Origin of the sequence: Anabaena azotica SJ-1 (genome assembly GCF_047275885.1) — a bacterium.
GTDB classification, from domain to species: domain Bacteria; phylum Cyanobacteriota; class Cyanobacteriia; order Cyanobacteriales; family Nostocaceae; genus Trichormus_B; species Trichormus_B azotica_A.
Genome location: NZ_CP178454.1, coordinates 3,434,399 through 3,447,815 on the forward strand (window position 1 = coordinate 3,434,399; position 13,417 = coordinate 3,447,815).

At 37.2% G+C, this 13,417-nt stretch carries 13 protein-coding genes, 1 pseudogene and 1 riboswitch; of the genes and pseudogenes, 8 read left to right on the top strand and 6 right to left on the bottom strand.

Features of this window, described 5'->3' with window-relative positions; genetic code table 11:
• Positions 1 to 10 precede the first annotated feature (10 nt).
• Together ACLLO5_RS15245 and ACLLO5_RS15250 are read right to left on the bottom strand one after the other, a co-directional pair.
• Positions 11 to 196 (bottom strand): type II toxin-antitoxin system VapC family toxin, encoded by a 186-nt coding sequence (locus ACLLO5_RS15245; protein ID WP_413171357.1) that lies wholly within the window; start codon positions 194 to 196, stop codon positions 11 to 13.
• Positions 197 to 284: 88 nt separating this feature from the next.
• A pseudogene (locus ACLLO5_RS15250) lies at positions 285 to 566 on the bottom strand (DUF4209 domain-containing protein); the annotation flags it as partial.
• Positions 567 to 658: 92 nt separating this feature from the next.
• On the opposite strand from ACLLO5_RS15250, the gene ACLLO5_RS15255 reads away from it, so the two are divergent.
• Both ACLLO5_RS15255 and ACLLO5_RS15260 read left to right on the top strand, forming a co-directional pair.
• Positions 659 to 1,375: a hypothetical protein gene (locus ACLLO5_RS15255; RefSeq protein ID WP_413171358.1), complete on the top strand. Its 717-nt coding sequence runs from the start codon at positions 659 to 661 to the stop codon at positions 1,373 to 1,375.
• 108 nt (positions 1,376 to 1,483) lie between these two features.
• Positions 1,484 to 2,350 carry an IS66 family transposase gene (locus ACLLO5_RS15260; protein WP_413171359.1) on the top strand — a complete coding sequence of 289 codons (867 nt, stop codon included), beginning with the start codon at positions 1,484 to 1,486 and terminating at the stop codon, positions 2,348 to 2,350.
• On the opposite strand, the gene ACLLO5_RS15265 is transcribed toward ACLLO5_RS15260, so the two are convergent.
• From ACLLO5_RS15265 to ACLLO5_RS15275, 3 genes are all read right to left on the bottom strand, one after another.
• Complete coding sequence (locus ACLLO5_RS15265; RefSeq protein ID WP_413171360.1) at positions 2,263 to 2,889, bottom strand: hypothetical protein; 627 nt, start codon at positions 2,887 to 2,889, stop codon at positions 2,263 to 2,265. The two genes, ACLLO5_RS15260 and ACLLO5_RS15265, sit on opposite strands and share 88 nt — an antisense overlap.
• A 106-nt stretch (positions 2,890 to 2,995) precedes the next feature.
• Positions 2,996 to 4,024 carry a hypothetical protein gene (locus ACLLO5_RS15270; RefSeq protein WP_413171361.1) on the bottom strand — a complete coding sequence of 343 codons (1,029 nt, stop codon included), beginning with the start codon at positions 4,022 to 4,024 and terminating at the stop codon, positions 2,996 to 2,998.
• A gap of 244 nt (positions 4,025 to 4,268) precedes the next feature.
• Positions 4,269 to 5,492, bottom strand: coding sequence for an RNA-guided endonuclease InsQ/TnpB family protein (locus ACLLO5_RS15275; RefSeq protein ID WP_413171362.1), 1,224 nt, complete (start codon positions 5,490 to 5,492; stop codon positions 4,269 to 4,271).
• Between the two features lie 83 nt (positions 5,493 to 5,575).
• Positions 5,576 to 5,768: riboswitch (cobalamin riboswitch) on the top strand.
• A 34-nt stretch (positions 5,769 to 5,802) separates the two neighbouring features.
• On the opposite strand from ACLLO5_RS15275, the gene cobG reads away from it, so the two are divergent.
• The 5 genes from cobG to ACLLO5_RS15300 all read left to right on the top strand — a co-directional run bounded on the left by cobG (position 5,803) and on the right by ACLLO5_RS15300 (position 11,871).
• Complete coding sequence (cobG, locus tag ACLLO5_RS15280; protein WP_413171363.1) at positions 5,803 to 7,284, top strand: precorrin-3B synthase; 1,482 nt, start codon at positions 5,803 to 5,805, stop codon at positions 7,282 to 7,284.
• A gap of 35 nt (positions 7,285 to 7,319) precedes the next feature.
• Positions 7,320 to 7,949 (top strand): precorrin-8X methylmutase, encoded by a 630-nt coding sequence (locus ACLLO5_RS15285; RefSeq protein WP_413171364.1) that lies wholly within the window; start codon positions 7,320 to 7,322, stop codon positions 7,947 to 7,949.
• Entirely contained in the window at positions 7,946 to 8,650 is a 705-nt protein-coding gene (locus tag ACLLO5_RS15290) for a precorrin-2 C(20)-methyltransferase (RefSeq protein ID WP_413171365.1), read from the top strand. The genes ACLLO5_RS15285 and ACLLO5_RS15290 overlap by 4 nt, the downstream gene beginning before the upstream one ends.
• A 282-nt stretch (positions 8,651 to 8,932) precedes the next feature.
• On the top strand, positions 8,933 to 10,378 hold the full coding sequence (gene cobJ / locus ACLLO5_RS15295; protein WP_413171366.1) for a precorrin-3B C(17)-methyltransferase: 1,446 nt from the start codon (positions 8,933 to 8,935) through the stop codon (positions 10,376 to 10,378).
• Between the two features lie 1,130 nt (positions 10,379 to 11,508).
• Entirely contained in the window at positions 11,509 to 11,871 is a 363-nt protein-coding gene (locus tag ACLLO5_RS15300; protein WP_413171367.1) for a hypothetical protein, read from the top strand.
• A gap of 91 nt (positions 11,872 to 11,962) precedes the next feature.
• Here the strand turns inward: ACLLO5_RS15300 and ACLLO5_RS15305 are convergent, their stop codons facing one another.
• The gene (locus ACLLO5_RS15305) at positions 11,963 to 12,511 is read right to left on the bottom strand and encodes a pentapeptide repeat-containing protein (protein ID WP_413171368.1); all 549 of its coding nucleotides are present in this window, start codon (positions 12,509 to 12,511) and stop codon (positions 11,963 to 11,965) included.
• 231 nt (positions 12,512 to 12,742) lie between these two features.
• On the opposite strand from ACLLO5_RS15305, the gene ACLLO5_RS15310 reads away from it, so the two are divergent.
• Positions 12,743 to 13,366 carry a hypothetical protein gene (locus ACLLO5_RS15310; protein ID WP_413171369.1) on the top strand — a complete coding sequence of 208 codons (624 nt, stop codon included), beginning with the start codon at positions 12,743 to 12,745 and terminating at the stop codon, positions 13,364 to 13,366.
• Positions 13,367 to 13,417: the final 51 nt, after the last annotated feature.

Genomic DNA, 13,417 nt, shown 5'->3' on the forward strand with positions numbered 1-13,417 from the left:
TTTACAAAAATTATTCTAGAGTCCAATCTTCAATGTTTAAATCAGGAACTTTCATAAAGTCTTTGTAATTTTGAGTAACTACAATTGCTTGATTAACTAAAGCTATTGCAGCAATTATTAAATCTTGTGAACCGCTGTTAATTCTTTGCTGTCGTAATTTTTGATAACAATCACAAGCTGCTTGATTGAATTCCAATAAATTTACACTACAGAAGAAATTTTGAGTCAGTTTTAAATTTCGATGAGCAGATGCTAATCCTTATTAGTATCAAGAATATATCGACTCACGCTGCATAATTCTCCTCGACAGAAGCTTCTTCATCAGCCATTTCTTCATCTAGTTTACACCGATTTTTAGCCATTTCTTCGACAAATTCATCAAAAAATGGGTCATCTTTGAACATACCAGCAAATTTGACCAAAGGGTTAGACTCTTCTACAATTTCTTCAGGTATTAATATTCCTGCACCAAAGCATAGACGTAATGTCACCCACCATAAATAAGAAAAAATAGGACTGGAAAAGTCATTATCATTAATTAAACCATGAGCCATACGATTTCTTAAATTTGACCCAGATTTCGTATCGGCTCAATAAGTAGGGGTAACAGAGGAAAATAAGTGCAACAAGGTACACACAGTGTCATAGAATGGGAGGCATGACACAAAAAATTATTGAGAGTGACAAATCAATATCAGATTTACTGCAAACCATCGAACCAAAAGGGATTGCAGACGAATCAATGCGTCATACAGTAGAGGTATTACTGAATCTAATAGAACAATTACAATTAAAAGTCAAAGGCTTAGAGTCAGAGAATCAACGGTTAAAAGATGAAAACAACCGGTTGAAAGGTGAACTTGGTCAGCCAGACATAAAAGCCAAGAACAAGAAAGGGTTTGAGAATAAGCACTCATCAGAACAAGAAAGAAAAACCCCAAAACAACACTCTAAGAGCAGTAAAAATCAAACTATCAAAATAGACCGAAAACAAATATTAGAATATCCCCAAGACAAACTACCAGCAGACGCAGAGTTTAAAGGATATGAAGAAGTAATCGTCCAAGACATCATCCTGACAACCGACAACGTACTATTCCGGAAAGAGAAATACTACTCACCCTTAGAAAGGAAAACTTATCTAGCAGAACTACCAAGAGGTTACGAAGGAGAATTTGGTCCAGGAATAAAAACCTTAGTTATCAGCTTGTACTACGGGGGCAACATGACCCAAGGCAAGTTGTTAGAATTCTTAGAGGATATTGGTATTTCCATGTCAGCGGGGTATTTATCTAATCTACTGATTAAAAACCATGCTGATTTTGAAACAGAAAAAACAGAAGTATATTCAGCAGGACTAGAGAGCAGTCCTTAGCAACACTTTGACCAAACTGCTGCCCGCGTTGGTGGGGTCAACCATACCACTAATGTCATCTGTAACCCTTTATATACAGTCTACTTAACAACTCCCAAGAAAGACCGATTGACTGTACTCAAAGGCTTACAGAATGCTAAAGAACTGGAGTTTATTCTCAATCAATTTACTTATGAGTTACTGATAAATTTCCCGCTACCGAATAAATATCAAGACGCTCTCCAACTATTACCACAAGAAACTGTGTTGAACTCCGAACAGTTTCATGCCCTACTGGATAGCTATCTACCCAAACTGGGTTCTCAACAACGAACGAGAATCATGGAAGCCGCAGCTATTGCCTTCTATCATCAACAAACTGATTGGCCAGTGGTGCAAACTCTCGTCTGTGATGATGCTCCCCAATTTAAGTTATTGACTGATAATATTGCTTTGTGTTGGGTGCATGAAGGACGACATTATAAAAAGTTAAGTCCGTTTATTGCTTGTCACCAAAGGATTTTAGATGAATTTCTGGATGATTTCTGGGATTACTACCGAGACTTACTCGCTTACAAAAATTCTCCCAGTCAGCAATTAGCAGACAAACTCCGGTCTGAGTTTTGGAAACTTTTTTCCACAGCAAGTGGTTATGAACAGTTGGATGAGCGAAAACGATTAACACGGATGAAAATTTCGGAGTTGCTTTTAGTATTAGAGCATCCAGAATTGCCTTTGCACAATAATCCGGCGGAGTTAGCTGCTAGGACGATGGTGCAACGACGCAATATTAGTTATGCCACTCAAACTATTGAGGGGACTCAGGCTTGGGATACTTTTATGTCTCTTGTGGCTACTACTCGTCAGTTGGGAATTAGTTTTTTTGAATATATCCGTGACCGGATTTCTCAGGTTGGGAATATTCCCTCTTTGGCAACTATTATTCGGGAAAAATCTGCTCTCAATTCTTTTGGTTTGTCATGGGTGCTTGAATAACTCTTTCCCCTATATATTGAGGGGATACCAGATTTCTCTATTAATAAACCCTGAAGATCAAAAAGTGTATCTTCATCAAAAATGGAAGTGATTTGTGGATATTTACTAGAAAAAAGAGTTGCATTTAAATTATCTTCTTGTTGAATACCATTATTTTTGTTGTCAATTCCAGAAGTTATCGCTCCTCTATTCGAGAGTAGATAACGAACGGAGTTTTCAATTTGGGGAATTAAAATATGAGTAGAAGTAACAAAATCTCCGATTAATCCAGCGTAAAGACCTTTGATAAATAACTTTTCTCTCCCCAGTGGTACAAAAGGGTTATTTACAACCAATGGAAGTAAGTCGGTCTCTTTGATTTTGTTTTCTTCCGATTTTTGTATTATATGTTCCGAAAAGATTTGATATCTAGCTGGTTCAATAAAAGCTTGAGCATAAATTTTTTGATATGCAACAGCTTTTACATACATTCCAAAATTAATTGCTTTTTCCCCGTGATTAGAGTTCTGACGCGCTACAACTTTACCCATTTCATTCATTTTTTTTTATTTGGAATAAACCGGATAAACTAGCTGGATCTTCTACGCTTTGTCGCAGTTCTGAAACTTTAGGTGGAGTTGCTAAAGAAGCTAAAGAGAATAGTGCTTATGGAAATTCTTTTTCTCTAACATACGCTCTAGCTATTTCCACTTCATCACTAATATTAAACTCAGAAGAAATTATTCTGAACTCATTAGATAACTTCTGCTGATACTCAAGAAGACGTTTGTGAATTTCTTCTAATCTAGTATTTATTACTGTTCTTTCTTCTTCTGTACTTTGACTTTTTAATTTTTCAAATGCTTCAAAAGCTTTCTGTAAATAGTGTGATGCTTTTGAGTAAGGGGTGGGTTGTGTAGTTAAAGAATATTCAGCTTCCTGAATGTAAGTTTCAGCAGCAAGCATTCTTGCGGTATATGCTTTTTCTATATTTTTTTCAATACGATGCCATTCTGCCTTAATTTCCCAGTAGTTTCGTGCTTTATCCCATTCTTTACTGGATTCTGCAAAAATTGCCCCTTTTTCAGCTAAAGCAGCATATTTAGAAGTATTTAAAAGTTGCTTTTTCCGCAAAATATTGATGTTTTTTTCTTCTTGTAAAAGCTCATGGAGCTTTATTGATAGCCATAATGGATCTTCTCCTTTGTAGCGATTCAAAACCTCGTCTATATATTCAATAACAATTTCTGGTTTATAATTAATTTTGCGTGCTAACCTAAGCGATCTTTCTATCCTATCAAAACAGCACTTCCATTTTTGAGGGTCTTCTAATTGTTTAGCAGATTCTAAATAAGCCTCAACTGCTAACTGTCCGCTTCGATAGTCACCCCTTTTAACCCAAAGAATTTCCGCAATTTTTGCTTTAAGTTCTGGATCTGAAACTTCATCTACAATTTCAGCTAGAAAGTCTAGATATTCATCTTTAATATTTTCAACTGGAATCATACAAACAAACTTAAGGATATCAAATATTTCATATTGTCTATGATTTCCTGTCTCTTTTGCTGCTGTTGCTTTACTATGGAAACCATCATAATACCTGCGACACTCTTTGCTCTCGCTGTTATCAATTACTTCTTTCCAACTAGAGTGAATAAAATCTTCTTTAGTGAGAGGAGGATTTAGTGATGACATAGTTTAAATTTAATTACGAATAAGTCTATTAGGTGAAATATAGAACAAATCAGGCTATTTTACTTCTATACCTATATTAGCACCTATATAATTTACAGCTATGGGAATAAGGTCAAAAAGACACGCGCTGTCAATGATGCAAAAAATCGCTCACGTCCTTAATTAAACTTGGGTATAAATTTTACCCTATAAACTCAAAAATTATAGTTTCCTAAACAGTTAGTAGTTTTATGGACAAATATCCTCAAGCTACTTTTCCCGGTGTTACCCGGAATGGGTAAACTGCAATACCCTCTATCCCTAAGCTAAAAGCCGCAGGGACTACTTTTCTAGCAATATTCAGACTAGCATTAACATCCGCATGAATCAGCTTACCATTTTGAGATTTGTACCAAGCGCGTTGTATTCGCTTACCACTGAAATTGTATGTTTCTCCTTTTTTGTACACAGGAATGGGATCTAAATCCAAAAATGAAGCAGTCGAAGTATAAGATTCTTCATGAATCAAAACGGTAATTCCTACCAATTCAGCTTTGTATTTCAATTGCTCTATAAATCGAGCATGAGGAATACTAACGAAGTTCTGATTTGTGGTTTTACCGAGATTTATTTCTTGCTTCCATTGCTCATTTTTGCCAATAACTAGCGTCCCTATTCCGGCTTTAACTAAATAATTAATAATCCATCTACTAGCATTATGCAAGTAATTATCTATTTGATTATTCCGTTTACAAGTTAGTGCATTTATCCGGTGAGATGTGTGAGCATTTCCCTTGAGTTGAGATTGAAGTTTAGCTTTAACTTTATTGTAATTACGATTGATTGATTTTAAAGGTTTTCCGTTGATAAGTACAGGCTTAAATCCTGGAAGATTAGCAATTAACGCCGCTAAATTATCTAATCCAATATCAATACCTGCCACCCTGTTAGGATTTAATTGCTGTGGTTTAGCCTCCCTTTCATAAACTACTTCAATTACATATTGCCCACATCTGGGGACAATTCTTACTTGTTTAATATTGTTTGTTGCTGTGGGGAATTGTATATTTGTTTGCGATAGTTTAATGATTCCTTTTCTCAAAGCCGGTTTAGAAATTGCACCTAATTCATAAGTCAGAATATTTCGTCCTTTAGTTTTATCCTTGTATTTGGGTAATTTTGGTCTACCTAAAAACTTAGATGGGTCTTGATTATAAACTGCGGTAGCATGGAGAAAAGATTTCCAATTCTGATGCAAAACTATCAAAACTTGATTGCTGACTTTACTGGGTAGTGCTTTGTATGATTCATGCTGCTTTACTTGATGGTATATTTTTGTATTATCTAAATAACTGCCCTCAAGGATAAATGATTGCCTGACTAAGTAGTTAGCGTAATTGTAGAGATTTTTGGAACGCCAACACAACTCATCTATCTGTTGATAGAATTGATGAGTTTTCTTGATGATGTGACGTTCAACTAATTTCATCTATCTTCCCTAAATGTGAGCATATTCTACCATTTATGAGTATATTTAGCTAGAAAATCAATGAATATTTACAACATTCCACCCAATCAATCCCCGCTCGTGGTAAACTGCTAAATCTTAGAGTTGGGAAACTCCGGTTAAATTCCGGGACTGTGCCGCAGCTGTGAAGAAAAGGCAACGGGTAAAGGGCAAAAAGCAAAAGAATGGAATTAAATTCAGCCTTTTACTTGCTAGTTTCCAAGTCAGAATGCCAACGCTAAGAAATTGATCAAGTTCTGTCTCTGCGTCGCACAGAGAAGGAGTATTAGTTTTGTTGTCTGCATTTACTGCTTGTCCAGGATTATTTTACACCACGCCAGCCCAAGATGGGATATTGTCTCGCATCAGAATTCCCGGTGGAATCCTTACTAGTGAACAATGTTGCATGATTGCCAACATAGCTGATAATTATGGTGGTGGCTATATTGACGTTACAAATCGTGCTAATTTGCAAATACGCGAAATAAAAGCTGCGATAAATATTGAAGTTCTCCAAAGTTTACAGGAATTGGGCTTAGGTTCTGTTAATCCTGCTGTAGATAATATCCGCAACATTATGACTAGTCCCACTGCGGGTATTGATACGCAAGAATTAATAGATACTCGTCCCCTAGTTAAAGCTTGGGATGACTATATTACAGCACATTCGCATTTTTCGGGACTATCTGCTAAATTTAGCGTTTGTTTTGATGGTGGTGGAAAAGTTGCGGTTAAGAATTGTGTTAACGATATCACTTTAGCCGCAGAATTACCCAATGGAGATGGAAAAACTCATGATGTCTATTTTCGGTTGTCTGTCAGTCGTGGTGAAAAGGGAAAACCACCCCAAGATACAGGAATTTTGTTAAGGCCAAAGGAATGTATTCCTGTTTTAGCGGCTTTAGCTGATGTCTATTTACAACATACAGATCCAAAATTACGCCGTAAACCCCGGTTACGGGAAATTATCAATGGGTTGGGTGTAGAACAATATCTTCAGGAAGTTGAACAACAATTCAAGGTCAATCATTCTGACTTTGATGATAAATTATTTTTCTCCCATTCCTTGCTGACTGCACAAAAGCCTGAAAGGGAAAAGTTTTACCATCTTGGTATTTATCCTCAACGCCAGACGGGTTTATTCTATATAGGTGTAGTTTTACCTCTAGGACGTTTAAAAAGTTGGCAAATGAGGGGTTTAGCTAATTTAGCGACAAAATATGGTAGTTGTAATTTGAGGCTAACACCTTGGCAAAATGTACTTATTACTGATATTCCTCAGCATAAAATCGCTGAAGTCACACAAGAGATTACCCAATTAGGGTTAAATATCTCATCAACTCATATCAATAGTGCATTAGTGGCTTGTTCCGGTAAACGGGGTTGTGCTGCTTCCGCAACGGAAACTAAAGACCATGCTTTAGCATTAGCTGCATATCTCGAAAACAACATCACCCTAGATTATCCAATTAATATTCACTTTAGCGGCTGTGTTAAATCTTGCGCTCAACACGACCCAGCTGATATTACTTTAATTGGTGTAAGTTTGGAAGTAGAAAATAAATCTTTAGAAGGGTATCAAGTGTACGTCAGTGATGGTACTTTACAAAAATTTGGTTATCAATTATATGAATATGTGACCTTTACTGAATTACCAAAACTGATTTCCAGAATGTTGCAAATTTATCAACATCAACGATTAAGCCTTGATGAGTCATTTAGAGAATTTGTCTACCGTTATGGTACATCTCAATTGTTGCAAATATTTAGTTAAATTACCAATCACCAATTACCACGTAGAAACTAATTATGTCTAACTATATACGCGATCCTAATGAAATCTACCGTAACTCTTTTGCCATTATCCGGTCAGAAGCAAACCTAGATGGTCTGCCAGAGGATGTAGCTAAAGTAGCGGTACGTTTAATTCATGCCTGTGGAATGCCGGATATTGTTTCCGACTTAGAATATTCACAAATGGCTGTGCAGTCAGGTAGAAAAGCCTTAATAGCGGGCGCACCTATTTTGTGTGATTGCCACATGGTGGCTGAAGGTGTGACAAGAAAAAGATTACCTGCCAATAACCGAGTTATCTGTACGATCAATGATCCAGAAGTGCCAACAATATCGAAACGCTTGTCAAATACACGGTCAGCAGCAGCCTTAGAATTATGGCGTTTTCATTTAGATGGTGCAATTATTGCGATTGGTAATGCGCCTACAGCTTTATTCCGGTTATTAGAAATTCTTGATGAGGGAGTGCCACGTCCTTCCTTAATATTGGGCTTTCCTGTGGGGTTTGTGGGTGCAGCAGAATCAAAAGCCGCCTTGGCTGCAAATAGCCGCAATGTCCCATTTTTAACTTTACATGGACGACGTGGCGGGAGTGCGATCGCAGCAGCAGCCGTTAATGCCCTAGCAACAGAGGAAGAAATATGAACTCAAAAGGTCGTCTATATGGTGTTGGTGTCGGGCCGGGAGATCCAGAACTATTGACATTAAAAGCACTGCGGTTATTACAAGCTGCCCCTGTCATTGCCTATCAATCAGCAATAGATAAAGACAGTATCGCTAGACAAATAGTGTCACAATACTTACCTGGGAATCAGATTGAAGTTTTATTTCATCTACCCCGTGCCTTAGAACCAGAAAAAGCAAAATCCATTTACGACCAAGAAGTTCAACCCATCGGACAACATTTGGCAGCAGGTCGAGATGTGGTAGTTCTGTGTGAAGGAGATCCGTTTTTTTACGGTTCATTTATGTATATTTTTACTCGTTTATCTGATGAGTATCAAACGGAAGTTGTTCCTGGTGTTTCTTCACTCATGGCCTGTCCAGTGTCATTGGGTGTACCTTTTACCTACTACAACGATATTCTCACCGTACTACCCGCCACCCTGCCCACAGAAACGCTAATCTCACATCTGTTAGCCACAGATGCCGCAGCAATTATGAAACTCGGTCGCCATTTCACAAAAATCCGCGATATCCTGCATCAATTAGGACTAGCATCACGGGCCAAATATATTGAAAGGGCGACAACAACACAGCAGCGAATTGTCCCCCTAGATGAAGTGAACCCAGAAGCAGTTCCATATTTCTCTATGATTGTCATACCAACGAAGCAACAACTTTAATTTTAATAAGGAGTAAACCGCGTCTACTTTGAAACCCATAGTTTTTTCTTGATCAGGTTTTATTCCCAAATCCTCTACTGTTAAGAGTTCCCTCTTGAAAAACTTCAGTTCTCAACTTGGATGAGGTTTATGTGGTTTTTTCATCCCATTACCCATTAAATTTTTTGTTCATAGTCAGCGCAATAGTAAGTTAAGACTATTGACTGCGACCGAAAAATCTGATATGATCATCCTTGATAAGGAAGAACTATCTTAAAATAATTAAATAAATTTAAATATTAAATGAAAACAAGGGTTGCGCCAGCCGTCATCATACTGGGTCAAAATAGCGTCACAGTAGCAAGGCAAATAATAAATATTTTACCAGAAGCGAAATTATACGGTTTAGCAAGTCGCACCACAGATGTAGATGTGAGTTTCCAGAACTTTGGGGACACCCTGCGGGAATTGTTCGCTGAGGGAACACCTTTAATTGGTATTTGTGCAGCCGGAATTCTCATCAGAACTCTAGCACCCCTAATTACAGACAAAGGACAAGAACCGCCAGTATTAGCCGTAGCTGAAGATGGGAGTGCGGTCGTACCCTTATTGGGTGGACTGAGTGGAGTAAATGATTTAGCGCGTCAAATTGCAGAAGCATTAAATGTGAAAGCCGCAATTACAACCACAGGAGATTTGCGTTTTCACACAGCTTTATTATCTCCTCCCCCTGGTTATCGTTTAGCTAACCCAGAAGATGGGAAAAAATTCATTGCTGATTTATTAGCAGGGGCAAAAGTTAAATTAGAAGGAACAGCCCCTTGGTTGATTGAAAGCAAATTACCAATAGACCCAAATGGAGAGTTAACAATTCAGATTACTGAAGATTTGGGGACTCCTCAACCGAACTGTTTAGTTTATCACCCGCAAAAAATACCAGCAGACATTTCTCCCCAAAATCTCCTCTCCTCCGAAACCATAGACCAACCACGAGGAAAATTAGCCATCATTGGGACTGGGCCAGGTGCATTAAAATGGATGTCTCCCGAAGTCAAAGAAATCCTTCATGCTGCTACGGATTTAGTCGGTTATAAAACCTATATCAATTTAATTGGTGCTTTAGCAGATGGCAAAAATCGCCATGAATCTGATAATCGAGAAGAAGAAGCAAGAGCAAAATTTTCCCTAGACTTAGCCGCAGAGGGACGATATGTAGTTGTAGTTTCTTCTGGAGACCCAGGTATCTATGCAATGGCTACCGCAGTTTTTGAAGTTCTAGACCGCTACAACAAACCAGAATGGCAAAATATTGATATTCAAGTTGCCCCTGGAATCTCCGCCATGCAAGCCACCGCAGCAGCCATTGGCGCACCATTAGGACATGATTTCTGTGCTATTTCCCTATCTGACATTTTAAAACCTTGGGACATTATCACCCAACGCATCGCAGCCGCAGCCCAAGGCGATTTTGTGATTGCTTTTTATAATCCTGTTTCTAAAGAACGGACTTGGCAATTAGCAGAAGCTAAAAATATCTTGCTTCAATACAGAAAACCACATACTCCAGTAGTATTAGGGCGAAATATTGGTAGACCTGGACAAGTAGTGAAAGTTATCACTTTGGAACAGTTAGAACCAAAGGATGCTGATATGCGAACTTTGATTATTGTTGGTTCTTCCCAAACTCGGCAAGTACAAACCAGTGATAGTAATCTTTGGGTTTATACACCGCGCCGTTACCAAATGTAAAAGCAAGTTCACCCATAAATAAAGCCCCAGGAATAAAAATATATTCTTAGGGCTTACATACCTGACCACCTTTACCTTTTAAATTTAAAAATATCATAATTTTTGAGAAGGCAAAGACATAAAAACTGGATTTATGTCTCCAAAAAAATTCATGATTTTTCTAACTTGTGATATAATCCACCTTCTACATTTCAATTGTATAAACTAAATACAGCTATTTTCGGATAAATGAACCGCTTTTTGAGATTTCACGCGACAATGTACCGGTTGCAAAGGAATAACTTTATTCAGAGTGTTGTCTAAATAAAGCAACCACCAAGGTGCTGAGTACATGAGATGTATCCCTTTTTCAAAGCAGTAGATATTGAGAAAACTTAGACACCAACGGACTTTCAACTGTTTTGTATGTCACTTGCTATAGATAAAAACTGTTGTATATAAATCAAAAGATCTAACTAGTTTTAGAAATTAATATTCAATAAATAGATATAAATCAAGTAGTTATGTCTATGTAAATGATTCAAAGCTCTTGATTTTTAAAGTTATATCATTAACAATAAAGGCATCATGTTCCAGACATGATTGTAGCCAATAAAAGTGACAGAAGCCCTGATATATGTCCGCTCTTGCGGACATTTTTTTATAAATAGAGTTTGATATTTTGAGTTTAAAAATAAATCTTTAAGTAGATTTAGTCTCAATACTTGTTGCTTAAAGTGCAAGATTTTTCTTCATTATCAAAATTAATTTATATTTTATTTTTATTGACAAAGAGGCATTTTATGTTATATAGATATCTGGCTTTCTTCGATTACCAAAAAAAAAGACATAATCAAGATAGTTATGTCCAAAAATGTTGATTAATTATCAGCGATATAGAACTTCTATTTAATTTTTATTGGCGCAGCCTGGGCTTTGCACTTAAAAATCGTGTGAAAAAAAAATTACGTTGTTCTCTATTCTCTGCCCCTATCAGCACATTCTCAAATTCACTATGATTGATATCATAGATAAATACTGATATTAGGTATCACGGAATTAAAACATTAATATTCCTGATAGTTGTGTTCTTGAATTGAAAGATTGAATCGTGTATTCTGAGCATTCAAGAAGCTTTACAAAAGAAGAGAATGAACAAATTTTTACTAACCTTGCTTTCTTCTCCTGTGTTGATTAGTTCTTTGTTAACTATGGGAGTAGTGCTGAATCCAAATAAAGCACCAGCCGCTGAACCAGCAGCCAAAAATACAGATAATTTGTCCTGTATTCGCAATAAACATAAAGTTGGTTTAGTCTGTGCTAGAGCTTCTGTTTTGGCTCAAATTCCAGCATATCAAGCCCAGGTAGAAGATGCTTCTACTCCTGATGATGTTCTCATGCTGGAGTTCAATATCGAAGAAAGCAATATGGCGGCTGATTTATTTGGCTGTGATTGTCCTGCGTGTATAAATTCTTTACGACAGATGCGTGGTGTAGCACCACTAGTATATTAATGAAATGCAATGGAGGGCGGGGAAACCCCACCCCTACTCAAGTGCGTACCGCTATAACTGATCACGGATAAAACCCATTTTCCCAAAAATATTAATAACTTCCAGCCCAAGTTATCCATTGATGGGATAAACCGATATGCAAAATTTCACCAGTCATTTCTACTTCAGTGATGATTGCTTCTGCTAACTCTGCATCATTGAATACTGATTCATTGATATTGCTACCAATTAAATTGGCTTCGCGGAGATTAGCACCATTTAAAACAGCACCACTCATTTCTGCTTCGCTGAGGTTTGCACCCAGTAAATTTGCCAACATTAAATTGGCACCGCGCAAATCTGCACGACTCAGGTTAGCATCCTGAAGTTTAGCTTTCATTAAGTCAGCGCCAATCAAATTTACTTCACTTAAGTTTGCATCTTGTAAATTTGCGCCATTTAAATCAGCATTGGTCAAATTGGCTCTGGCTAGATTACATTTACTCAAGTTAGCTTCACTTAGGTCAGCCCCACTAAGGTCAGCTTCGGATAAATTGACACCAATTAAGTCAGCTTTAGTTAGCTTTGCTTGATGCAAAATTATTCCCTGAAAATTTCGCTGTCCTGATTTATATTGCTTCAGGAAGCTGATCGTATCCATATTTCACCTCGTCCTATTTATAGGTGAGTTGGAAACTCCTCAAACCACATTAAATACTATTGGGTTATTCTATTGTGCTAGAGATTATTAGATTCTGAATCTTTCCTTAATGGAAAGATACTTAACTTAATGCTAGTCCATCTATAGTCAATCTATGCATCTATTGTTAAAGCTATGGAAAATTCAAGGTAAAATCTGTGAAGACTATGGAAAAAGCGAATAAATCTGCTTATGACAACTGATTTGACATCTACCGTCACACCTGATTTTATCACTATTCTCTCTCAAACTGCGATCGCATATCGAGAAGGAAGCAAACCTCCTAAGCCTGATGTAGTGGTCAATGCTTTACTACAAGCAGAGAAATTTGGTAAGCAACAACGGCTAAATTATCCTTTTAATTCTCTAATGGGTAAATGGCGGCTGTGCTTTGTTACTGGTACTAAAAAAATCAGGAAGCGGGGAGGAATTATTTTAGGTAAGGGTTTTTATGTGCCTAAATTTGCATCAGCACATATTTCCTTTAGTACGACTACAGAACCAGGTTTAGATAGAGGTGAAATTGGTAATCAGGTGCAATTAGGCTCGATATTATTAAAGTTGATTGGCCCTGCAAAATATTTAGGCAAAAAGAATTTATTAGCATTTGATTTTAACCAGATGCAAATCAGTTTATTTGGGCGCGTTATTTACAACGGTCAAATACGTTCTGGTAAAACTCAAACTTTAGATTTTGATGATCAACCTATAGCCAAATTACCGTTTTTTGCTTTCTTTTTAGTAACTGAAGATTTTATAGCCGCCCGTGGTCGTGGTGGAGGTTTGGCAATCTGGATTAAAGCCAACCCTAATTAGATATTTCTAGATCATTTACAGCATTTTTCAGGTAAATAAATTTTTCCTATT